The organism is Mediterraneibacter torques (genome assembly GCF_044591705.1).
Classification (GTDB): domain Bacteria; phylum Bacillota; class Clostridia; order Lachnospirales; family Lachnospiraceae; genus Mediterraneibacter; species Mediterraneibacter torques.
The window spans coordinates 2,426,026-2,449,193 of the sequence record NZ_CP172594.1; the positions used below are offsets into that span (position 1 = coordinate 2,426,026).

22 protein-coding genes are annotated in these 23,168 nt (G+C 42.9%); 9 read left to right on the forward strand and 13 right to left on the reverse strand.

Annotation, left to right across the window (positions count from 1 at the left end):
* Window positions 1-27: 27 nt before the first annotated feature.
* From ACH9UM_RS11365 to ACH9UM_RS11390, 6 genes are all read right to left on the reverse strand, one after another.
* Complete coding sequence (locus ACH9UM_RS11365) at window positions 28-975, reverse strand: GTP-binding protein (RefSeq protein WP_004846835.1); 948 nt, start codon at window positions 973-975, stop codon at window positions 28-30.
* Window positions 976-1,057: 82 nt separating this feature from the next.
* Window positions 1,058-2,212 (reverse strand): CobW family GTP-binding protein, encoded by a 1,155-nt coding sequence (locus ACH9UM_RS11370; protein WP_004846837.1) that lies wholly within the window; start codon window positions 2,210-2,212, stop codon window positions 1,058-1,060.
* A gap of 24 nt (window positions 2,213-2,236) precedes the next feature.
* Window positions 2,237-2,989 (reverse strand): exodeoxyribonuclease III, encoded by a 753-nt coding sequence (locus tag ACH9UM_RS11375; protein WP_400091383.1) that lies wholly within the window; start codon window positions 2,987-2,989, stop codon window positions 2,237-2,239.
* A 102-nt stretch (window positions 2,990-3,091) separates the two neighbouring features.
* Window positions 3,092-3,874, reverse strand: coding sequence for a tRNA pseudouridine(38-40) synthase TruA (gene truA / locus ACH9UM_RS11380; RefSeq protein ID WP_118188543.1), 783 nt, complete (start codon window positions 3,872-3,874; stop codon window positions 3,092-3,094).
* Between the two features lie 8 nt (window positions 3,875-3,882).
* Window positions 3,883-4,332, reverse strand: a complete 450-nt coding sequence (nrdR, locus tag ACH9UM_RS11385) for a transcriptional regulator NrdR (protein WP_009243620.1) — start codon at window positions 4,330-4,332, stop codon at window positions 3,883-3,885.
* Window positions 4,333-4,390: 58 nt separating this feature from the next.
* Window positions 4,391-4,645, reverse strand: coding sequence for a PRC-barrel domain-containing protein (locus ACH9UM_RS11390; protein WP_004846843.1), 255 nt, complete (start codon window positions 4,643-4,645; stop codon window positions 4,391-4,393).
* 168 nt (window positions 4,646-4,813) lie between these two features.
* On the opposite strand from ACH9UM_RS11390, the gene ACH9UM_RS11395 reads away from it, so the two are divergent.
* From ACH9UM_RS11395 to ACH9UM_RS11405, 3 genes are all read left to right on the forward strand, one after another.
* The gene (locus ACH9UM_RS11395; RefSeq protein ID WP_004846848.1) at window positions 4,814-5,188 is read left to right on the forward strand and encodes a DUF3783 domain-containing protein; all 375 of its coding nucleotides are present in this window, start codon (window positions 4,814-4,816) and stop codon (window positions 5,186-5,188) included.
* A 67-nt stretch (window positions 5,189-5,255) separates the two neighbouring features.
* A complete protein-coding gene (locus ACH9UM_RS11400) occupies window positions 5,256-6,830 on the forward strand; it encodes a DUF975 family protein (protein WP_009243621.1) in 1,575 nt (524 codons plus the stop codon).
* A 146-nt stretch (window positions 6,831-6,976) separates the two neighbouring features.
* A complete protein-coding gene (locus ACH9UM_RS11405) occupies window positions 6,977-7,786 on the forward strand; it encodes a PAQR family membrane homeostasis protein TrhA (protein ID WP_009243622.1) in 810 nt (269 codons plus the stop codon).
* 81 nt (window positions 7,787-7,867) lie between these two features.
* On the opposite strand, the gene ACH9UM_RS11410 is transcribed toward ACH9UM_RS11405, so the two are convergent.
* The 4 genes from ACH9UM_RS11410 to ACH9UM_RS11425 all read right to left on the reverse strand — a co-directional run bounded on the left by ACH9UM_RS11410 (window position 7,868) and on the right by ACH9UM_RS11425 (window position 12,714).
* On the reverse strand, window positions 7,868-8,611 hold the full coding sequence (locus tag ACH9UM_RS11410; protein WP_022003149.1) for a DeoR/GlpR family DNA-binding transcription regulator: 744 nt from the start codon (window positions 8,609-8,611) through the stop codon (window positions 7,868-7,870).
* Window positions 8,612-8,841: 230 nt separating this feature from the next.
* Window positions 8,842-10,758 (reverse strand): fructose-specific PTS transporter subunit EIIC, encoded by a 1,917-nt coding sequence (locus ACH9UM_RS11415; RefSeq protein ID WP_400091388.1) that lies wholly within the window; start codon window positions 10,756-10,758, stop codon window positions 8,842-8,844.
* A 211-nt stretch (window positions 10,759-10,969) separates the two neighbouring features.
* The gene (gene pfkB, locus ACH9UM_RS11420; RefSeq protein ID WP_009243623.1) at window positions 10,970-11,878 is read right to left on the reverse strand and encodes a 1-phosphofructokinase; all 909 of its coding nucleotides are present in this window, start codon (window positions 11,876-11,878) and stop codon (window positions 10,970-10,972) included.
* 260 nt (window positions 11,879-12,138) lie between these two features.
* Complete coding sequence (locus ACH9UM_RS11425; RefSeq protein ID WP_004846865.1) at window positions 12,139-12,714, reverse strand: HD domain-containing protein; 576 nt, start codon at window positions 12,712-12,714, stop codon at window positions 12,139-12,141.
* 188 nt (window positions 12,715-12,902) lie between these two features.
* Between ACH9UM_RS11425 and ymfI the strand changes: the two genes are divergently transcribed.
* Both ymfI and ACH9UM_RS11435 read left to right on the forward strand, forming a co-directional pair.
* Complete coding sequence (ymfI, locus tag ACH9UM_RS11430) at window positions 12,903-13,634, forward strand: elongation factor P 5-aminopentanone reductase (protein WP_004846869.1); 732 nt, start codon at window positions 12,903-12,905, stop codon at window positions 13,632-13,634.
* 129 nt (window positions 13,635-13,763) lie between these two features.
* Window positions 13,764-14,633 carry an N-acetylmuramoyl-L-alanine amidase gene (locus tag ACH9UM_RS11435; RefSeq protein ID WP_350308062.1) on the forward strand — a complete coding sequence of 290 codons (870 nt, stop codon included), beginning with the start codon at window positions 13,764-13,766 and terminating at the stop codon, window positions 14,631-14,633.
* A gap of 107 nt (window positions 14,634-14,740) precedes the next feature.
* Here the strand turns inward: ACH9UM_RS11435 and spoVG are convergent, their stop codons facing one another.
* Genes spoVG through ACH9UM_RS11450 form a run of 3 tightly spaced genes read right to left on the reverse strand, consistent with a single transcriptional unit; the run spans window position 14,741 to window position 17,463 of the window.
* Window positions 14,741-15,022: a septation regulator SpoVG gene (gene spoVG, locus ACH9UM_RS11440; RefSeq protein ID WP_004846875.1), complete on the reverse strand. Its 282-nt coding sequence runs from the start codon at window positions 15,020-15,022 to the stop codon at window positions 14,741-14,743.
* 51 nt (window positions 15,023-15,073) lie between these two features.
* Window positions 15,074-16,192 (reverse strand): glucose-1-phosphate adenylyltransferase subunit GlgD, encoded by a 1,119-nt coding sequence (glgD, locus tag ACH9UM_RS11445; protein WP_009243029.1) that lies wholly within the window; start codon window positions 16,190-16,192, stop codon window positions 15,074-15,076.
* Window positions 16,189-17,463 (reverse strand): glucose-1-phosphate adenylyltransferase, encoded by a 1,275-nt coding sequence (locus ACH9UM_RS11450; protein ID WP_004846879.1) that lies wholly within the window; start codon window positions 17,461-17,463, stop codon window positions 16,189-16,191. The genes glgD and ACH9UM_RS11450 overlap by 4 nt, the downstream gene beginning before the upstream one ends.
* Before the next feature lie 320 nt (window positions 17,464-17,783).
* Between ACH9UM_RS11450 and murC the strand changes: the two genes are divergently transcribed.
* The 4 genes from murC to ACH9UM_RS11470 all read left to right on the forward strand — a co-directional run bounded on the left by murC (window position 17,784) and on the right by ACH9UM_RS11470 (window position 23,155).
* Window positions 17,784-19,169 carry a UDP-N-acetylmuramate--L-alanine ligase gene (gene murC, locus ACH9UM_RS11455; protein ID WP_055158716.1) on the forward strand — a complete coding sequence of 462 codons (1,386 nt, stop codon included), beginning with the start codon at window positions 17,784-17,786 and terminating at the stop codon, window positions 19,167-19,169.
* A gap of 565 nt (window positions 19,170-19,734) precedes the next feature.
* Entirely contained in the window at window positions 19,735-20,925 is a 1,191-nt protein-coding gene (locus ACH9UM_RS11460) for a DnaD domain protein (protein WP_187305819.1), read from the forward strand.
* Between the two features lie 47 nt (window positions 20,926-20,972).
* Window positions 20,973-21,971, forward strand: coding sequence for an ATP-binding protein (locus tag ACH9UM_RS11465; protein WP_004846885.1), 999 nt, complete (start codon window positions 20,973-20,975; stop codon window positions 21,969-21,971).
* Window positions 21,971-23,155: a ribose-phosphate pyrophosphokinase gene (locus ACH9UM_RS11470; protein WP_004846887.1), complete on the forward strand. Its 1,185-nt coding sequence runs from the start codon at window positions 21,971-21,973 to the stop codon at window positions 23,153-23,155. The genes ACH9UM_RS11465 and ACH9UM_RS11470 overlap by 1 nt, the downstream gene beginning before the upstream one ends.
* Window positions 23,156-23,168 lie beyond the last annotated feature (13 nt).

Below are 23,168 nucleotides of genomic sequence, written 5' to 3' on the forward strand. Positions count from 1 at the left end.
TTCGTCTTTTCAATACTCATTTCATCTCTAATTAAAATAGACAAGTTCTTCTATCGGTTCTGCCGCCTCGATATGTTCCGCTTCGAGAACAGGCCCTTCTCCGCGATAAACCGATACATTCGCAAACCGTACTTTCGCCCGTACTTTTACCCATTGTCCTGCTTTTAATTTCGGAGCGTACGCACTTCTGCATACATATCCCAGAAATGTCGTATCATCCGCACAACATGTCATCGCCATCCGCCCCGGAAGAAACACTTTTGACGGAAATCCGGAAGGTTTCAACACCTTCGCTGTGATTTCAATAACTTTTCCACGATATCGGGCGGGATTTTCCATCATATCCACATACCAGATACCATAATCTTCTCTCGGAATCTCGATTACAGGCGCATCCAGATCATACGGCACGTCATCTTCAAAAATATTTTCCACTTCTCCTTGTTCATCTTCAAATATAACTTCCGCCTGAGGGCTGACTACTTTGACGCTTCTCCTGTATCCCGCCAGAGGCTTAATATCTTCACAGCGGTTAAAAAGAACCATCTCGGCGCCTCTTACCATTTCTACAAAGAGCGGTTTTAAATTAGTCAGATATGTCTGAAATGTGCTTGCGTCCACTGTTGTGATCTTCTGCTCGATCCCCCAGCCCTTAGGAAGCTTCATATTTTCAAAATCACTGACCTTCCACATTCCGTTATATTCAATGACAACTCGATCAGGCTCGTGCTTTCGATCTAATTCCGCCAAATACTCCTCTGTCAGTTCTTCTCTGTCTTCCAGCCGCTCTATTACAACGCCGTATCTTAACATTTCCATCGCATCATACTCATCTTCTCCATCTTCGCAAAGAATGAGCAATGTTTTTCCATCGATCTGAAAATAATCCTGCTTCAATGTAAATTTTAAAAATCCGGTCTTTCCACTGTCTAAAAATCCCGTCATCAAATAAACCATTACATCCGGTTCATTCATGTTTTATTTTTCCCTCCTTATTTTTTCATTCCATATTTTCCGGTTCTCGCTCTTTCATTCGTTTCCTTTGTATGTTCGCCGATTAAAGGCCGAACAGTTTTTCCAGTTTTTCTTCATTTATCTTTGCTCCGATCACACAAATACGTCCCGTGTATTCCGGCGCTCCGGTACGCACTTCATATTCTCCCGGAACCATGTCAAAGTAGATCCATGTTCCGTCTTCTCCTTTGACCATTCCTTTTGCTCGAAGGATATCGCCATACTCTTCTTCATTTTCAAGACTCTTTAAAATCTCCCCGACCTGTTCTTCCGAATACACATGGATCGTCTCACGCCCCCAGCTCGTAAACACTTCGTCTGCATGGTGGTGACCGGCATGATCATGACCACATCCACAGTCATGATGATGGTGGTCGTGGTGATGCCCGTCCTCTCCGTGGTCATGATGGTGATGCTCGTGATGATGCTCGCACTCTCCGTGATCATGATGGTGATGTTCGTGATGATGCTCGCACTCTCCGTGGTCATGATGGTGATGTTCGTGATGATGCTCATCCTCTCCATGGTCATGATGATGCGCTCCGTGGTGATGACCGCACTCCGGGCAGACAACCTCCGCAAGGAGTTCCTCCTCCATTGATCTGACGGATTCCATCGTTTCCAAAATTTTACTTCCCGCAAGTTGTTCCAAAGGTGTAGTAATAAACGGCGCCTTCGGATTCAATTCTCTTAAAATAGCAATACTTTCTTCGATCTTTTCCGGTTTTGCCTTATCTGTCCTGCTCAAAATAACCGCGCCCGCATATTCTATCTGATTACTGAAAAATTCACCGAAATTTTTTCTGTAAATTCTGCATTTCGTCACATCCACAACAGTCGTAAAACTATTTAACTTAGCGTCGATCTCACTTTGTACGTCTTGAACCGCCTTTATGACGTCTGATAATTTTCCGACCCCCGACGGTTCTATCAAAATACGATCCGGATGATAAGTATCCACAACTTCTCTCAAAGATTTGCCGAAATCTCCGACAAGAGAACAACAGATACAACCCGAATTCATTTCCCTGATCTCGATTCCTGATTCTTTTAAAAATCCGCCGTCAATCCCGATCTCTCCAAACTCATTTTCGATAAGAACAACCTGTTCTCCCGCAAACGCCTCCGAAAGCAGTTTTTTAATAAGCGTTGTTTTTCCAGCTCCTAAAAAGCCCGAAATAATATCAATCTTTGTCATTTCAAACAACCTCCCATATTATATTCAATCCATATCCAGCTCAATAGGACAATGATCCGATCCCATCACATCTGTCAAAATCTTCGCATCTTTCAGACGCTCTTTCAAACTTTCCGAAACACAGAAATAATCGATCCGCCATCCGGCATTTTTTGCTCTTGCGCTGAAGCGATACGACCACCAGGAATAAATTCCTTCCCGATCGGGATAAAAATACCGAAACGTATCAATAAATCCCGCGTCAAGAAGTTCGGTAAACTTTCCTCTCTCCTCATCTGTAAATCCGGCATTTTTTCGATTTGTCTTTGGATTCTTCAGATCAATTTCCTTGTGCGCCACATTCATATCTCCGGTTACGATGACCGGCTTTTTTTCTTCCAGTTTTTTCAGGTACATACGAAAATCATCTTCCCATCTCATGCGGTAATCAAGTCTCGCCAATTCATTTTGCGAATTGGGCGTATATACCGTAACAAAGTAGAAATCTTCAAATTCGCATGTGATCACTCTGCCTTCCTGATCATGTTCTTCGATTCCGATACCGTAAGTTACAGACAACGGTTCCTTTTTCGTAAACACCGCCGTTCCCGAATATCCTTTTTTCACCGCATAATTCCAATACTGATGATATCCCGGCAAATCGAGTTCCAACTGCCCTTCTTGCATCTTTGATTCCTGTATGCAGAAAATATCCGCATCTGCCTCAGTGAAAAAATCCAAAAAACCTTTTTGCACACACGCTCTTATTCCATTTACATTCCACGAAATAAATTTCATTATCATCCACCTCTCTCACATAATATTAATATCACTCTGATAGAACCTGTTTCCGGGTAAAGCATAAAAGGACAGATGCTTTCACTACCTGTCCCTCTCTTCTCATTCATACCGTACTTCTCTCAAAAAAAGTCCGCCTGCCGGAGCCAGAAACCCCGCTTTTGATCTGTCTCCTGTCAAAAGCGCCTCTTTCACACTTTCGGCGGTACGTTCCCGCATCCCGACTTCAAGCAAAGTTCCTGTCAATATTCTCACCATATGATACAAAAATCCCGTTCCGTCATATCGAATGACAATACAGTTTCCATTCCCGATCTGATCGGATTTTCCGCACGGCAAAAAGTCTTTTCTTTCATCTCTGATCATGATCGAGTAAATCGTACGTCTGACAGATCTGTTATCTTTTTTATCCGTATACCCCGCAAAAAAATGTGTGCCTGTCAAATATCCGGCCGCCTCCCTCATCCTTGCAAGATCCGGTTCTCCCGGAAAATGACCGCTGTACTTCCGTGTAAATACATCTTGTTTGATCCCCGTATCGATCCGATATTCATAAACTTTCCCTACCGCACTTTTCCGGGCATGAAATCCGTTCTTCACAAGCTCCACATCAAGGATGCGTATATCAGGCGGAAGACACCCGTTCATTTTTTCCGTAAACAAAGCCGTATCCACTTTTCCCGGCAAAACAACGCTCGCAGTCTGGCCGCTTGCATGAACTCCGGCATCGGTTCTCCCGGAGCCGTCGATCTGCACCTGATATCCTGTGCAGTTTTCCAGCGTCTCTTCCAAAATCCCCTGTATCGTCCGATCTGTATCTGACTGCCTCTGCCAGCCTTGATAGTTTGTCCCGTCATAGGCGATCGTCAATTTATATGTTCTCATAATTTTATCTACTGCAAAAACTTCTTAAGCTCGTCCATAAATGTGCCCGCATCTTTAAACTCTCTGTACACAGAGGCAAAGCGTACATATGCTACCGGATCAAGCTCTTTTAGTTTTTCCATAACGATTTCCCCGATCTCACTGCTCGGGATTTCTTTCTCCTCACGATTAAAAATCTCAAGTTCGACCGCATCGATCGTTTTCTGGATTGCTTCTGCGGGAACAGGGCGTTTATAACATGCGCTCAATACACCTTGTTCAATCTTAGACCGTTCATACTGCTCTCTGTTATTATCTTTTTTTATAACAATGAGCGGAATCGTCTCTACTTTTTCGTATGTCGTAAATCTTCTGCCGCATTCATCACACGAACGTCTTCTTCTGATCGAGTTTTTATCTTCTGCAGGACGAGAATCAATCACTCTCGTATCCGGATTTCCACAATATGGACATCTCATGAGCATTTCCGCCTTTCTCTTTCCATTTTCTATATGCGCAATTATTATACCACACGCTTTAAAATTTTTGCAAAAATTTTTCTTCTTTAATCTCCACAAGCACGATATCCGGACCGATCTTTTTTATGCAGGAAAAGGGAATCACATATTCACAATCTGTCCCGAAAAATCCGCATATTTTCCCCGGTCCGGGTATTACGATCGCCTCGATTTCTCCTGTACATATGTTGATCTCCACATCTGCGATACAGCCGAGACGCCTTCCGCTGCATACATTGATCACTTCTTTTTCCTTCAGTTCACAGATTCGCATACCGCCTCACCGCCATTTTACGCTCTTCTTAATTTATTATATGAACGAACAGTTCCACCATGCACAAAGCCGCAATCCATTTCTCTTTCTTTTTTCCAGTTTATGCGATACAATAACATCAGTAAAACAAATAAAAATATATTTATATAAAATGAAAGGATTTCACACATGAAAGAAATGATCTTATTATTTAATCCACCGGCAAAAGAACAACTGCTGAAAATCCGTTCTGCCCTGCTGCCTCTGCATATCCGCATACAGCTTATCAAACCGGAACAGTACAATCAGCCGCTCGGATATCTTGCCGGCATGAAAGATATCTCTCCTGTCGAAGGAAATTACGCCGGAGAGGAACTTCCGGATACAATGTTTCTCTTCTCTTCTTTAAGCAGCAGCCGTCTCGATCAGGTTCTGGCAGCCCTTCGCAAAAGCGGAGCCGGCCCGTTCCCGTATAAAGCCGTCCTGACTGCAACTAACAGCAAATGGAATGCTCTTGACTGCTTCAACGAGATTCGTCGCGAACATGAAGCACTCCATCCTTAAAACACTTTTTTCAAACCAATCAGGCAGACTGCCGATATTGTTATAACTTTAGAGGGGGACTATCATTATGTGGAAACAAAAAACATTAAAAAAATCTTCTAAATCATGCATGAAACCGGCGTATACAAGGATGGTTTCCGTCTGTTTCATTATCTCTTTGCTTACGACAGCATACCCTGTTTCCACAACATTTTTAAATCTGCAGAAACTTTCCGGTCCTGCCTATACAGACGCCGCATTTTCTCTTAGCATTACGAATTCCGAAGCGTTTGCCGAAACACTCGGTCTGATCTTAGGCGGGAACGCTTTTCCAAAACTTTTACAAAATACTGTATTTCATGTATTTTCTTTTGTGATCGATCTATGTTCCGCCGGCATATCCATATTTTTTAATGTCCTTAGAACAGTCAATGCATTTTTTACAGAACCGTTAGGCACATCTTTTGTATTTCTTATAATAGGACTGTGTATAACATTTCTCTATCAACTGTTTGTGAACTATGTGCTTATCATCGGAGAAATGCGGTTTTTTCTTGAAGTACGCAAATACAAAAGAACTTCTATCTCAAAGATTTTCTTCTTATATAAACTTCGGTGTATAGCCGCCCCTGTGTGGGTCATGTTCTGCAGATCTGTATTTCAGTTTCTTTGGAATTTCACGATCGCAGGAGGGATCATAAAACATTATGAATATGCCATGATCCCGTACATACTCGCCGAAAATCCAAAAATAAGCCGAAAAGACGCCTTCTTTTTATCCAAACAGCTCATGAATAAAAACAAATGGCGTGTGTTTCTGCTGGACTGCTCTTTCTTAGGATGGAAGATCTTATCAATCTTAACACTCGGTATTCTTGACTTCATATTTGTCAATCCATATATTACGGGATGTAAGGCTGAACTTTATGCGTCGCTTCGCAGAGACTATGTCCTCTCGCGGTCGCCGCGCTATGAAATGCTAAGCGATTCTTATTTGGAACATGTTCCTTCCGAAGACGAACTGCTTATCAGCAAAGCTCTTTATGACGATTCCCAGGGACCGTATACGAAGACTTCCTATTTTGAACCGGAACAATACCCTGTCTTTCTCTTCTCCGTTCAGCCAAAGACAGTAAAACCTTCCGCCCGTGTATTTCGGAATTACGATATTTTGTCCTGCATCTTCCTCTTTCATGCCGCATCCTGTTTCGGATGGATCATGGAAATGCTCATACACCTTATGCGCGACGGAACTGTGGCCGACATCCATCTGCTGTTCGGCCCGTGGCTGCCCCTTTACGGCATTTACGGAATCATTATTCTGAAAGCATCAAAACGCCTGCTCAAAAAACCGGTTTTTGTATTTTTCCTGAATTTCATTGTGTTTTCATTCCTGCAATATATTTTCAGTTTTACGGTTGAACTTTTTTCAGGATACAAACTTTGGGATTTCAGCGAATTCTTTCTGAACATTAACGGCAGAATTTATCTCGGAGGATCTGCCGCATTTGCGTTACTCGGATGTGCGTTTATTTACTACCTCGCCCCGAACTGGACAAATTATTTTTCAAAATTATCAAAAAAGACACAAACCGTTTTCTGCGTAATCTTAAATTCTTTATTTATTACGGATGTCATTTTAACTTTGATCTTTTCATACTAAGTTGTTAAAAATAGTTTTATCTTCCTAAAGCAACTTTTTAAATTTGTGGTTGATTTCCATGAATTGATGGTGTAATATATGCATATACTTAATGTAGTTTCAAAAACTACATGTTGCGTTTAACTAATTCGGAGGTGCATATTATTATGGGAAATACTCATGCCATTGCTAAAAAATCAACCTTTATAAAAAAACATCCTACGCTTCATATACAAAATTACGCAGGGAACAGCTATTCTGCCGCCGGTTATAAAAAAACCGGTTATAATTCCGGGAAATCCGCCTCTTTGAATGAACTTCGGGGGAAATTTTATATAAAGGAGCCCGGCAGCGCCATCACTCATTTTATCGGAATGATCATGGCGCTTATCGCCGCTTTCCCTCTGCTTATAAAAGCCGCGGCGCAGCCTGATCCGGTTTACCTGATCTCCATGTCCGTTTATGCCGCAAGTCTGATCTTATTATATGCGGCAAGCACAACTTACCACACATTTGACATTTCCGAAAAGGGAAACACTGTCTTAAAAAAGATCGACCATATGATGATCTCCGTCCTGATAGCAGGAAGTTACACGCCTGTCTGCTTACTTGTCTTAGAAGGCCGTATGCGGATCATTTTACTTGCTGTTGTATGGACTCTCGCATTGACAGGTATACTGATCAAAGCTTTTTGGGTATTTTGTCCGAAATGGGTTTCTTCCGTTCTTTATATCGGAATGGGATGGACGTGTGTCCTTGCATTTGCACAGATTTTCCGCAATATGCCTTTGGCCGCTTTCGGATGGCTGCTTGCAGGAGGTATTATCTACACAGTCGGCGGTATTATTTATGCATTGAAAGTACCGATTTTCAATAACAAACATAAAAACTTCGGAAGCCACGAGATCTTCCACCTCTTCGTTATGGGCGGAAGCATCTGCCACTTCATTGTAATGTACGGATACCTGCTTCCGTAAAAAATTAAAAAATCAACAGACATCTCATCTCTGATTTGACGTCTGTTGATTTTTTCTGTATGACCGGCTCTTAGAATCGTCTTATCTGCACACGATCAGCCGTTCATTTTCTTTATATCCGTCTACTGTTTCTTCCGTCAGTATCACACTGCCGGAAAAGGGAGCAAACGTCACGGCGCTTATATTGCCGAACTTTGTACTGTCGGCAAGAATATACGACTTTTGACACTGTTGTACCGCCGTTTGTTTCACCTGCGCTTCTCCTACGTCCGGAGTCGTAAACCCTTCCTCTTTCGTAATACCGTTTGTTCCGAAAAATCCTTTTGTGAAATGATATTTTCTTAAAAGTTCTATTGCCTGCGCTCCGACAACAGCCTCAGTCGAACTTTTCAGTTCACCGCCTATAAGTAAAACACGATTTCCCTGAGCCGCCAGACGCTGCGCGTGTGCGACTGCGTTCGTTACAAACGCCGCCCGTTTCTTCGCCAAAAATTCTACCATATAGCCGACTGACGTTCCCGCATCAAGATAAACAAAATCATTGTCTCCGATCATATCTGCCGCATATTGTGCGATTTTGATCTTTTCCTCTTTCCTGACGTTCACTTTTTGTGCCACTGTCGGTTCTTTCATCTCATAAGTATGCTCGGCAGCAACCGCTCCGCCAAACACTTTCGTCAGCTTCCCCGCCTTATCAAGCGCAGTAATATCCCTCCTTGCCGTGGATTCCGAAATTCCGAGATCTTCTGTAATTTCAGCTACTGTAATACTTTTCTTTACTTTCAGCCGTTCTAATATCCGTTCAAACCTTTGCTCTGTTAACATAATGCCCTCTGTGCATATAATAAACTATACTATATGTTCTTTATCTTTTTCCAATACGAGGGTCATCTTTCAATCTATATTTTTTGATGACCCTCGTATTTACTATTTGACACTATTCTATCATTTTTTCACTTTATACGCTTCACTTTTTCTTGTTTTTTTGCTTTTTCTTATTTTTCTGTTTCCCGCTGAGGACAAACAGTTTTTTATTCTTTATATTTTTATACTTTTTAAGCTTTCTTTTTCAATACTCCGAGCAGCAATGCCGACACAACTGTTCCCGCAACAAGCGCGATCAGATATTGAAGCGGATTTCCTACAACCGGGAATACGAAGATTCCGCCGTGCGGCGCCATCAGCGTACAGTTAAACGCCATGGAAAGCGCTCCTGCAACCGCCGATCCTGCGATACAGGCCGGGAGCACATGAAGGGGATCAGATGCAGCGAACGGGATCGCTCCTTCTGTAATGAAAGCAAGACCCATAATAAAGTTTGTCGGACCTGCGTCTCTTTGTTCTTTTGTAAATTTGTTTTTAAAGAGCATTGTCGCAAGCGCGATCGCGCACGGCGCCGTCATTCCTCCGACCATAACCGCCGCCATAATGTCATAATTTCCCGCTGCGATGGACGCAGTGCCGAACACATATGCCGCCTTATTAAACGGACCTCCCATATCGATCGACATCATTCCTCCGACGATCATTCCGAGAAGAATCTTGCTCGTTCCGCTCATGCTGGAAAGTCCCGCATTCAAAGCGGTGTTGATGCCTCCCATAACCGGTTCGACCGCAAACGTCATCAGTAATCCCATGATCAAAATACCAAATACCGGATACAATAATACAGGCGCGATTTTCTCGACTGCTTCGGGCAGCTTGCCGCACACTTTTTTCAGACCTACGATAATGTATCCTGCCGCAAATCCTGCTACAAGCGCTCCTAAGAATCCTGATTTTCCGCCTGCTGCGATCATTCCGCCTACAAATCCGACTGCAAGCGCCGGACGATCTCCGATCGCCATCGCGATGTAGCCCGCAAGCACCGGAAGCATAAATCCAAACGCAACTCCTCCGATCTGTTTAAACAAAGCCGCAGCCGGCGTGATCGTACCAAAAGCCGCTCTTTCATCCGCCGGAAGAGAATTAAGGTCGATACTTAAACCGTCGATCAAAAATGCGATCGCGATCAGGATTCCTCCTCCTACTACAAACGGAAGCATATGAGAAACGCCGTTCATAAGCTGTGTATAAATTTTATGTCCGATTCCTCCTGATTTTCCTGACGAAGACACCGCTGTCGAAGAGGACGTTTCGTTTCCGCTGTGATATACAGGAACGTTGCCGGACATTGCCTGATCGATAAGCTGAGGCGCTTTACTGATTCCGTCTGATACCTGACAGATGATCACTTTCTTTCCGTCAAAACGATCCATCGGAACTTGCGCGTCTGCCGCTACGATAATACAGTCCGCTTCTTTGATCTCTTTCTCTGTAAGAACGTTTTTCGCTCCGCCCGAGCCTCTCGTCTCGATCTTCACGAAACAATCTTTTTCCTTCGCCGCTTTCTCAATACCTTCCGCCGCCATATAAGTATGGGCAATTCCTGTCGGACAGGACGTTACGGCAAGAATTTTAAATCCGTTTGCAGAAGCTTCATTCATATCTGCAAGACGCTCGTCAATATCGCCCTGCTCCGCATCTGCCTTATCGATGATCTCGAGAAATTCATCGGCGCTTTTTGCATTTCTCAGCGCATCGGCAAACACTTCATCCATCATCAGTACCGATAACTTGCTCAACACGTCCAAATGTACGTTATCTTTCGTATTCGGCGCCGCGATCAAAAACATCAGCGTAACCAGCTGTCCGTCCAACGCGTCGAATTCTACTCCGTCTTTTACTACCATTGCCGCAAGACCCGGTTTCGTTACCGCATCACATTTTCCATGAGGAATGGCAATTCCTTCTCCGATTCCTGTGGTGCTTTCTTCTTCTCTTGCGTATACTTGTTCTCTGTATGCTTCACGGTCGTTGATCTTTCCGCTTGCAACCATAAGATCAATAATCCTGTCAAGCGCTTCACTTTTCGTTTTCGGAGTCTCGCTCAACGAAATACTCCTTTTATCAAGCAGATCTGTGATCCTCATTCTCAAAACCTCCTGTTCATCTTCGTTTTCTTCCGTTTATTTTTTTGCTTATTTGCTTCTGTTTATTTATGTTTGATTCTGTTTGCTTATGTTTGGCTCTGTTTGTTTCTTTCTAACTCTGTTTGTTTCTATTTATTACTGTTTACTTCTGTTTGTTTCTGTTTACTTTTCTTTTCTGCTTACATCTTTACTGTACACAGTTCGTTTTTATTCATTTTGAAACCTTTTCGTACAGATCCATGATTTCTTCTTTTGTTGCAAGATATTCAGAAAATGCACTTGCACTTCCTGCGGATACCCCCATATAAAATGCGTGTCTGTAATCTTTCTTCTCGATCCATCCTGCCGTAAATCCGGCAACCATGGAGTCGCCTGCACCTACTGCATTTACCAAAGTTCCTTTTGGCGCCGGAGCTTCATACACACTGCCGTCTTCCGCTACGAGTACCGCGCCTTCACCTGCCATAGAGATCAGAACGTTTCTCGCGCCCTGCTTTTGAAGTTTTTTCCCGTAAGGAATCACCTCTTCTCTTGTCGTCAGTTTGACATCGAACAATTCTCCCAGTTCATGATTATTCGGCTTGATCAAAAACGGCTTGTATTTTAATACATTAATAAGCAAATCTTTTGTAGCGTCTACAATAAACGTTACATTTTTATGCTGAAGCCGTTCCATGATCGTACTGTACATGTCCGCCGGCATCGACGCCGGAATGCTTCCCGCAAGAACAAGAATATCTCCCTCTCCCAAAATATCCAGTTTCCTCAATAGTTCTTCGATCTTCTCTTCGCTTATTTCCGGCCCTGAACCGTTAATTTCCGTACCGTCAATATTTTTCAGTTTCAGATTGATCCGTGAAATCCCACTGTCGATCTTAATAAAATCAGAACGGATTCCCATCGCTTCTACTTCTCTGATAATCTCTTCTCCCGTAAATCCTGCCGCAAATCCAAACGCTGTACTGTCAATTCCGAGATTCATTAAAATTGTCGATACGTTGATTCCCTTTCCTCCGGGAAGGATCAATTCCGAATCCGTCCGGTTCGTAAGTCCAAGCTGAAAATCATTTACAGAAACGATATAATCCAAGGACGGATTAAATGTAACTGTATAGATCATCTCCATTCCTCCTTTTCTTTTTGCGTCTTTTTGTTTTCTTGATGTCATTATATAATCATATTCAGTCAAATTCAATCATAATAATTCACATAGTTTTCATTTTATTTTCGTTGAATTTGCACAAATATAATCTTTTTTGACTTATTTTGACCGAATTAAATATAATAACCGGACAGAACACAAATATTTATCTGCATTCTGCCCGGTTATTTATAGTTATTTGTATTCATTTATATCTGAGCAAACAGATCTCTGTCGCGTCAGACATCCTGCTTGTCCCATGACATGTCTATCTCAGACGATCCGAAATTTTTCTCGATCAAACCGCAATACTCTTTATACTCTTCCTCTTCGGAAAAGTTTTCTTTTAAAGCGTCCCGAACCCCTTTATAATACCACTCCAACGCCGCTTTGCTTTTCATCCGAAAACGCTCCCATAACTTCTCTCCTACAACCGGATAATCTCTGTCGATATCCCGCATATTTGAGAGCTTATCTGCAAGACCGATCAACTGTACTTCTCTTTGTGCGTCTTTTAATCTGGCGATCGTCGCGCTCTTGCGTTCTTTCCAGCTAAGCGTCTTATCCTCACTTTCCTGTGCTACAAGCTCTGCAACTCTGTCTCCGAAACGGAGCTTCAAAACGTCTTTTGTAATCCCCCTGCAGTCTTCAATCGTATCATGCAGCACCGCCGCACATATCACTTCTTCATCATCTGTCATTGCCGATACAATCTCTGACACCTCTATCGGATGAACAATATAAGGTTTCTTCGTACCTTTTCTCAACTGTCCCTCGTGTGCCTTTGCCGCAAATTCGATCGCCTCATTTATCATACCGCATCCTCCGCTTTCTTAATTTTCGCACAATTCACTTTTCTCGATAAATTTATTTATAAATTTTAGCACAACCGTAATCTAAGTACAAGACAATTACGACGTTCAGCTTTTCCTCATTTGCGCCTCTTAATTTTTCCTGATATACTGTTCTCTGACAATCAATTATTTTGAAAGGTACGAAAACAATGAAGAAAAAATATGTCCTTATCACCGGATCTTCCAGAGGAATAGGGCGCGCCTGCGCCGTCGCCTTTGCCAAAAACGGTTATCATGTATTTATAAATTGTAAAAACTCAGTCGAACAACTGGCTGAAACCGAACATGAAATTCTTGCTTCCGGCGGCGGCTGCACAGCTCTCCCCGGCGATGTAAGCGATCCCGACGTTGTCCGCAGCATATTTTGCAAAATAAAAAAAGTCTGCCAAGGCGTTGATGTCCTCGTCAACAATGCCGGAATTTCCCATTTCGGCTTATTAAGCGATCTTTCCGACTCGGAATGGAAAAATCTGATCGACACAAACCTTTCTTCTGCATTTTACTGCTGCAGAGAAGCTATCCCTCATATGGTATCTGAAAAATGCGGGAAAATCATCAATATTTCTTCCATGTGGGGAACGGCGGGCGCTTCCTGTGAAGCCGCTTATTCTGCTTCCAAATCAGGACTCCACGGCCTGACAAAAGCTTTGGCAAAAGAGCTTGCGCCAAGCGGCATTTCGGTAAACGCCGTTGCCTGCGGCGTCATTGACACAGATATGAACTCCCGCTTAAATGAAGAAGAAAAAAATATGCTTTGCGAAGAAATTCCCGCCGGCAGATTCGGAACTTGTGAAGAAGTTGCAAGGACAGTCCTTGCCCTTGCCGAAAGTCCCGCCTATCTCACCGCACAGATTATAGGCATTGACGGCGGATTTTTATAAACAAAGCACAAAATGGATCAATCCCGAAAGTACCAAAAGGCACATTCCGGGATTGATCCATTTTGTAACATTACTTATCTGAGCGCATATTTTATATAGATCAGATAAAAAATTCAGGAGGATATTACTTTGCCGTACTCAATCATGCTTGACGCCGGACATGGGGGACGCGATCCGGGAGCTGTATACAACGGAAGACAGGAAAAGATCGATACACTTTCTCTTACACTTGCCATCGGACAGATTCTGCAGGAGCGGGGAATCGATGTTCTCTATACACGCACGACAGATATTTACGAGTCGCCTTATCAAAAGGCAATGGAAGCAAATGAAGCCGGAGTCGATTTTTTCATCTCTATCCATCGTAATTCTTTTCCGCAAGATAACGCTGTCTCGGGAGTCGAATCTCTTGTCTACGACAAATCCGGCATTAAACTGGAGATGGCGGAAAATATAAACGAACAACTTGAGGGGATCGGTTTTGTAAATCTCGGAGTAAAAGCCCGCCCCGGGCTCGTTGTCCTCCGACGCACAAAAATGCCTGCGGTTCTTGTCGAAGTCGGATTTATCAATTCTGACACGGACAACATGCTCTTTGACGATAACTTCAGCGATATCGCCCTTGCCATAGCTGAAGGCATCCTCGATACACTCGGCATCAATACCCCTGTTGTTCCTCTTCCGGATGAAAATGAAGCTCCGGTCGCTCCGCTGCCTGATGAAAACACATATCCTGATGATGCCTTTCCTGATGAAGACAACGTTCCTGTCGTTCCTCTTCCGCCTCGCTACACAGTTCAAACAGGCGCATTTCGTAATCCCCTGTATGCCGAACAACTCCGCCGGGAGTTGTCCGAACTTGACTTTCCTGCCTCTGTCGTCGAGGGAAACGGATTATACCGAGTCATGGTAGGCGTTTTCCCCACACTTCACGATGCGGCAGAAACAGAACGTCGGCTGCGAAGCGCCGGTTATCAAACAGTCATCGTCAGCCAATAAATAAAACTAAAACGTACCCTAATGATCCGACACGCTTCTTGATATGCGTTTTCTTTTATTAGGGTACGTTTTATATTTCATATTATCAGGTATCTATCATACATTATCTATGGATTTTCCCCATCCGGCTCTTCTGCTAATGCCTGCTCATATTTTTCTAAAATCATAGACTGAATCCGTTCTCTCGTATTAGAATTGATCGGATGTGCAATATCTCTGTACTCACCGTCCATTGCTTTTTTACTTGGCATGGCAATGAACATTCCTTTCTCTCCTTCTATAACTTTAATGTCATGAACAACAAATTCATCGTCGATCGTAATGGATACAACCGCTTTTAATTTTCCCTCTTTCGCAACTTTTCGCACTCGTACATCTGTGATCTGCATAGGTTCAGATCTCCTTTCTTTTCTGCCTTTTCGGAGTATTACGCCGCTTTTTTACAATGCGTAACGCTCATTTTTCTCTACTACAACTTTTACGCCGTTTTCTCCGACGTATCTTGTATTCGCTCTTATTGTATCCCTGCTCTCTACGATACAATTTTCGATATATGTATTATCTCCCAGATATACATCATTCAATATAATTGAATTTTTGATCACACAATTATTACCGACAAATACTTTTTTAAAGATAACGGAATTTTCAATCGTTCCGTTTACGATGCTTCCGCTTCCGATAAGACTGTTTTTCACAACTGCGCCCGGATTATATTTTGCAGGCGGCTGATCGCTTACCTTTGAATATACGCTTGGAAGCTCTCTGAAAAAGTAGTTTCTTACTTCCGGTTTCAGGAAATCCATATTTGTCTTATAATACGCATCTACCGTTGAGATATTATTCCAATAACTGTTGATCTTATATCCGTATATTTTTTTCAGATTTTTATAACGAATCAAAATATCGTTTACAAAATCATGTCTTTCATCTTCCGCACAATGCTCGATCAGATCGATCAGTTGTCTTCTGCGGAGAACATAAATTCCTGTTGAAATCGTATGCGAATGAGCCACCATCGGCTTTTCTTCAAACTCTTCGATCCTTGATTCTTCATTCATGCGAACCGTTCCAAATCTCGTGGCATCTTCTCCCGGTTCAAGATCCTTGCACACAACCGTTATGTCTGCTTTCTTCGCAATATGATACTCAAGCACTTTATTATAATCCAGCTTATAAACCGCATCACCAGAAGTAATGATCACATATGGTTCATGACATTTTTTCAGGAAATCCAGATTCTGGTAAATGGCATCTGCCGTTCCTCTGTACCAATATCCGTTGTCAGCCGTAATCGTAGGCGTGAACACGAACAATCCTCCCTGTTTCCTTCCGAAATCCCACCATTTTGATGAGTTCAGATGCTCGTTCAGCGATCTGGCATTGTACTGTGTCAGCACGGCAACTTTCTGAATATGAGAATTTGTCATATTGCTGAGTACAAAATCAATCGCACGATAGCTTCCCGCTACCGGCATCGCAGCCACCGCTCTTTTTGCAGTCAGCTCGCGCATCTTCCTGCTGTTTCCTCCTGCCAAAATAAGTCCTACTGCTCTCATACTCTCTCACCTGCCTTTATCAAGGTTTCGCCGCTTGCAAGTACGCCGTCCTCATAATCTTCCGCCGCTGTCACTCCGCTGATCGCAGTATTTTTTCCGATCTGCACGTTTGACGGAATCACAGAGTTCTCGCCGATCGTAGCAAGTCCTCCACTGTAAATGTTCGGTTTCATCTTGTTCGGCACATCGCTTCCGATTCCGATCACAACATTATCTCCGATTACCGTATCTTCTGCTATGATCGCCCTGTCTATCACACAGTTCTCTCCAATCGTTACTCCCTGCATAATAATCGAATCACGAACGACACTTCCCTTTCCGACGCGCACTCTTCCGCCTAAAACCGAATTATGCAGTTCCCCGTACACCTCTGTTCCGTTGCTGATAATACACCGATCTACCACTCCGTCCTGCGCAATATACTGAGGTGGGATATTCGCGCTGTTCGTATAGATCTTCCAGAATTCTTCATATAAATTAAATTCAGGGATAATATCAATCAGTTCCATATTGGCTTCCCAGTACGAACTCAATGTTCCTACGTCTTTCCAATAACCGTTATATTCATATGCAAAAAGCCTGTCCCCTTTGTCGTGACAATACGGAATAATATGTTTTCCGAAATCACAATTCGGTTGATCTTTCAACTTGATAAGAGCTTCTTTTAACACCGGCCAGCTAAAGATATAAATACCCATCGACGCCAGATTACTGCTTGGTTTTTCCGGTTTTTCTTCAAACTCTTTAATCCTGCTCTCATGATCAGTAACAACGATGCCGAACCGGCTCGCCTCTTCAATCGGAACAGGCATTGCCGCGATCGTCACATCCGCATGATTCGCTTTGTGAAAATCAAGCATCACTTCGTAATCCATTTTGTAAATATGGTCGCCTGAAAGAATAAGAACATAATCCGGATTATACGTCTCCATATAATCAAGATTCTGATAAATCGCGTTTGCCGTACCGGTGTACCATTCACTGTTAGAACTCTTCTCATAAGGAGGAAGTATCGATACACCTCCGACATTTCTGTCTAAATCCCACGGAATTCCTATTCCGATATGAGTATTCAGCCTCAGCGGCTGGTACTGAGTCAGCACTCCTACTGTATCAATTCCTGAATTAATACAGTTACTCAGCGGAAAGTCGATAATACGGTATTTTCCGCCAAATGCTACGGCAGGTTTTGCAACTTTTGCTGTAAGAACCCCCAATCGACTGCCCTGCCCGCCTGCTAAAAGCATTGCAATCATCTCTTTTTTAAACATTACGTCACCTCATTTCTAGTTAGATATATTTATTATATCATATTTTCATGTTTATCCAATCATTTTTTACAATTTTTTCTTTAACATTTTTAACTTTTTGTTTATTTCGCACAAAAAGAACTTCTTTCAATTTTTTGCATATATAGTATAATATAGTAGGTTATGATATTTTATGACTAATTTTTAAAAAACGATTGTTACACATAAAAATAACGGTGCATTTTAATTGTAACAGTTCAGCTATACAGCGCGATTTTACGAATGGCGCAGACGAAACTGTTACTTTCAACCCATTTAGGTGAAAGAAAAGAGGAAGCATTATGTATAAAATTGATTTTAACGAACCGATCCATATCCATTTTATAGGAATCGGCGGTATCAGCATGAGCGGACTTGCGGAAATCCTTTTAAAAGAAGGATTCACTGTATCCGGCTCCGACACAAAGGAATCTCCTTTAACGAAGAAACTGGTTTCTGAAGGCGCTCATATTATCTATGGTCAGAAAGTGGAAAATATCACACGGGATATCGGTTGTGTCGTTTACACTGCGGCAATCAATCGAAATAATCCTGAACTGATCGAAGCAGTTGCGCTGAAAATTCCGATGCTGACCCGCGCAGAACTGCTCGGACAGCTTATGAAAAACTACGATACGCCGATCGCAGTTTCCGGAACTCACGGGAAAACAACGACAACGTCCATGATCTCTCATATTTTACTGGAAGGAGATCTCGACCCGACGATTTCAGTCGGAGGTATTTTGAAGGCGATCGGAGGAAATATCCGTGTCGGAAATTCAGGTACGTTTATTACGGAAGCATGTGAATATACGAACAGTTTTCTTCATTTCTTCCCAAAAATCAGCGTAATCCTTAATATCGAAGAGGATCACCTCGATTTCTTCAAAGATCTGGAAGATATTCGTCATTCATTTCATCAGTTTGCGGAACTGCTTCCTGAAGACGGAACTCTTATTATCAATGCCGAGATTAAAGATTATGCCGAGATATACGAAGGTCTTTCCTGCAATGTCGTGACATACGGAACAAACGGATGTTTTGATTACAGCGCGAAAAATATTACTTATGACGAAAACGGACATGTCGCATTTGACTTGTTCCGCCGCGGTGAATATGCGGATCATATCCAGTTGTCGGTAACAGGCGACCATAATGTTTCAAACGCTCTGTCCGCCATTGCCGTTGCTGATATTCTTGGTCTTTCTATAGATATCACTAAGAGAGGATTGTTGTCTTTTACAGGAACAGACCGCCGTTTTGAATATAAAGGGGAATTTAACGGAGTAACTGTTATTGATGATTATGCACACCATCCGACAGAGATTCTTGCCACATTAAAAGCAGCGCAGCACTCTTTGCACAACAGTGTGTGGTGTGTATTCCAACCTCATACTTATACAAGGACAAAAGCGTTCTTCCATGAATTCGCAGAGGCGCTCTCTCATGCAGACCACCTCGTACTTGCCGATATCTTTGCTGCAAGAGAAACAGATACTCTCGGCATCTCCTCGGCAGATCTGGCGAAAGAAACCGAAAAACTCGGAACAGATACGCACTACTTCCCAAGCTTTGCACAGATCGAAGCATTCCTGAAAGAAAACTGCCGTCCCGGTGATCTGCTCATCACAATGGGAGCCGGAGACGTTGTTACAATCGGTGAAAATCTGCTAAAACAAACATCGTAGAAGCTATTTTTAAGTTCTCCACATAGTTATCTACAAAAAAGAGCAAGTTACCAACAAAAAAGCCCTTTTTTACCCGGCAGTAAAATGATACTATATAAGAAACACCTGACAAAAGCGGATTCCATGTCCGCTTTTTGTTAACCCCAGTTCAGCCCATCTCCGTGCTTGTAAGCATAAGTCATACTCGTATGACTTTGCGAACAAGTACCGAGATGGAGTGAGCGCCTTTTCATGAGCAAACCGCGGCAGCGCCGCTTTGAGTCCGCAGGACGTGTTTGCGATTGGCGCGGGCTGAACTGGGAGACTCCCTATACGGCGAGCGCCTTTTCATGAGCAAACCGCGGCAGCGCCGCTTTGAGTCTGCAGGACGCGTTTGCGATTGGCGCGGGCTGAACTGGGAGACTCCCTATACGGCGAGCGCTTTTTCATGAGCAAACCGCGGCAGCGCCGCTTTGAGTCCGCAGGACGCGTTTGCGATTGGCGCGGGCTGAACCGGGAAAAACGCGGCAGCGCCGCTTTGACCTTCACAAAACACTTAAGAATAATGAAACAGGATGGAGTAAGTATGAAAACACTGACATTAAAAAATAAATTTCAGACAAACGCGACGCTGCTGCCAAACGATTTTATCGACAATTACATGGTCAATGCCAACGGCGAATTTATAAAAGTATATCTTTTTCTTCTGCGGCATGCCGAAGACGACAATCCTGCGCTGACACTTTCTATGATTGCAGATTGTCTCAACAATACGGAAAAAGACATCTTGCGGGCGCTTAGATATTGGGAATCCGAAGGACTGCTCCGATCAGAATATGCGGCGGACGGAAAAATCACATCTCTCGAACTGCAAAGTTTTGCATGTGCATGGACTCCTCCCGCGTCCCGGAATACCGATTCTCCTGCCGGAGGCATTGCGCCGCAGACTGTCCGCTCCACGATACAAAATGTGTCCGACCGGAATCTTCCTTCTCAGCCTCAGTCAGATATTTCTTTATCTGCAGGTCTGACAGATCCGGTTCACTCTATACATAATAAAGAAGGGCTGCACACAGCTTCACGCCAGACAGCATCCGCTTCAAATGCATCCATTCAAAAAGCCGTCGCTATTGACGAATTTCGGGCACAAAAAGAAATAAAATCTCTCCTCTTTATTGCAGAACAATATTTGGGAAAAACATTAACACATACTGAAATGGAGACAATTACTTATTTTTATGATACACTGCATATGTCGGCAGATCTGATTGAGTATTTGATCGAATCTTGTGTAGAAAACGGACATAAAAGCATCCACTATATCAAAAAGGTCGCTTTTTCATGGGTCGAAGAAGGAATCGAGACAGTCTCTCAGGCAAAAGAGCAGTCTATGCTCTATTCCAGAAGCTGCTACACTGTACTGAATGCGTTCGGTATCAAAGGCAGAGGACCTGCTGCCTCAGAACTTGAATTTATCAAAAAATGGTCTGAGCAGTATGCATTTTCCTCTGACATTATCGCAGAGGCGTGCAGACGCACGATTACCTCTACACACCAGCCGAGCTTTGAATATGCCGATTCTATTCTGACAAAGTGGCATGAACACAATATCCGTCACTTAAAAGAGATCTCGGCGCTTGACGAAGCTCATCAGAAACAGACCTCTGCCGTAAGAACTGCCGCGCGGCAAAAACCTGTAACAAAGAATCTGAACAATTTTGAGCGCCGCAGTTACGATATGGAATCACTTGAAGAACAACTGCTGAAAAGCAATTAACAAAACGATTATCATTGAGCCAGACGGCAAGTAGAAGGAGTATCTCCATGGCACTTAAAAATTCACAATATTATGCACTGATGCGGGAGTACGAACAAACCAGATTGAAAAATCACGATCTTCAAATGAAGCGTTATGAAGAAGTTTACAAAAAACTTCCGGAATTCAAATCACTGGATGAATCGATTTCCATCCTTTCAGTGCAGTATGGCAAAAAAATGCTAAACGGCGATCCGAAAGCATTGTCTTCTCTCAAAGAAGAGCTTGCAATCCTGCGGCAGAACAAAAAGAACCTTCTTACTTCTGCCGGATTTCCCAAAGATTATCTGGAACCGATCTACGATTGTCCCGACTGCATGGACACCGGATATATCGGAAACGAAAAATGTCACTGTTTCAAACGCTCCGTTATTGAGCTTTTATATGAACAGTCCAATATCAAAGAATTTCCGACAGAAGCATCTTTCGACTATTTTGACCTTGATTTTTATCCGGCTTCCCAGTATGATAAAACAACGGGAAAAAACGCCCGCGCTATGATGGAAGAGACATTAAATATATGCCATCGCTTTATAAATAACTTCGGAAAGGAATTCAACAATCTCTTTTTCTATGGGAGCGTCGGAGTCGGAAAGACTTTCCTTTCCACCTGTATCGCCCGCGAAATCATGGAACGTGAATTTTCGGTTCTCTATTTCTCGGCGCCGCAGCTTTTCAGTGTACTTACGCAGACAAAATTTGACCGCAATGACGTCGATTCAAAAAATATGAATGACTATATATTCAACTGTGATCTTCTGATCATTGATGATCTTGGAAGCGAGTACACAAATGCGTTCATTGCCGCACAGTTTTTTACATGTATCAACGAACGTCTCATTCACAAGAAATCAACGATCATCTCAACAAATCTTTCTCTTGAATCGCTTGCCAATCTTTATACCGAGCGCTCTTTCTCGAGAATCACAAGCAGCTATGCATTGTTAAAGATAATCGGTGATGATATACGAATCAAGAAAAAATTAAAAAATAGGGAGGTACATTAATGTTACGCCGAACAGAACGAATTTTGGAAAATATTCCGGTAGGAAGTCTTGGTCTTATTTCCCTCACGGGATGTGAAGAACTGGGAAAGAAAGTAGATGACTATCTTGTAAAATGGAGACACGAAAGCGGAAATGCTTTTCGCGACGATATTGCATTTTCGGGATATGAAAAAGATTCTTATCTTCTTGATGCCCGCGTTCCGCGCTTTGGCTCAGGAGAAGCAAAAGGAGTTCTCGGAGAGTCCGTTCGCGGAAAAGATCTGTATCTTATGGTAGATGTATGTAATTACAGCATTACTTACTCTCTTGCGGGAAAGACAAATCACATGTCTCCTGACGATCATTTCCAGAACTTAAAGAGAATTATCGCTGCCATTGGCGGAAAAGGACGACGTATCAATGTTATCATGCCGTTTTTATATGAGAGCCGTCAGCACAAAAGAAGTTCCCGTGAATCACTCGACTGCGCTCTTGCTTTGCAGGAACTTGTACGCATGGGAGTTGAAAACATCATTACTTTTGACGCTCATGACCCACGTGTACAAAATGCGATCCCGCTGAGCGGATTTGAAACAGTTTCTCCGACATATCAGTTTATAAAAGGGCTTCTGCGCAATGTCAAAGACTTACAGATCGACGCAGATCATATGATGGCGATCAGTCCTGACGAGGGCGGAACAAACCGTGCCGTATATCTTGCCAACGTACTTGGCCTTGACATGGGTATGTTCTATAAACGCCGCGATTACACAAAGATTGTAGACGGACGTAATCCGATCGTTGCTCATGAATTCCTTGGCTCTTCCGTAGAGGGAAAAGATGTCATCATCATCGACGATATGATTTCTTCAGGAGACAGCATCATAGATGTCGCTACGGAACTGAAACAGCGTAAAGCAAACCGGATTTTCGCTGCGGCTACATTCGGTCTGTTTACAAACGGTATGGAGAAATTCGACAAAGCATATGAAGACGGTATTATTCACGGTATCCTTACGACAAACCTGATCTACCAGACACCGGAGCTTTTGTCTAAACCATATTACATCAACTGTGATATGAGCAAATATATTGCTCTTATCATCGATACATTGAATCATGACGGATCTCTTAGTTCTATTTTAAGTCCGAACGAAAGAATCCAGCATGTTCTTCAGAAATACAAAAACGGAGAGCCGGTCTAAGACCGCTCTCCAT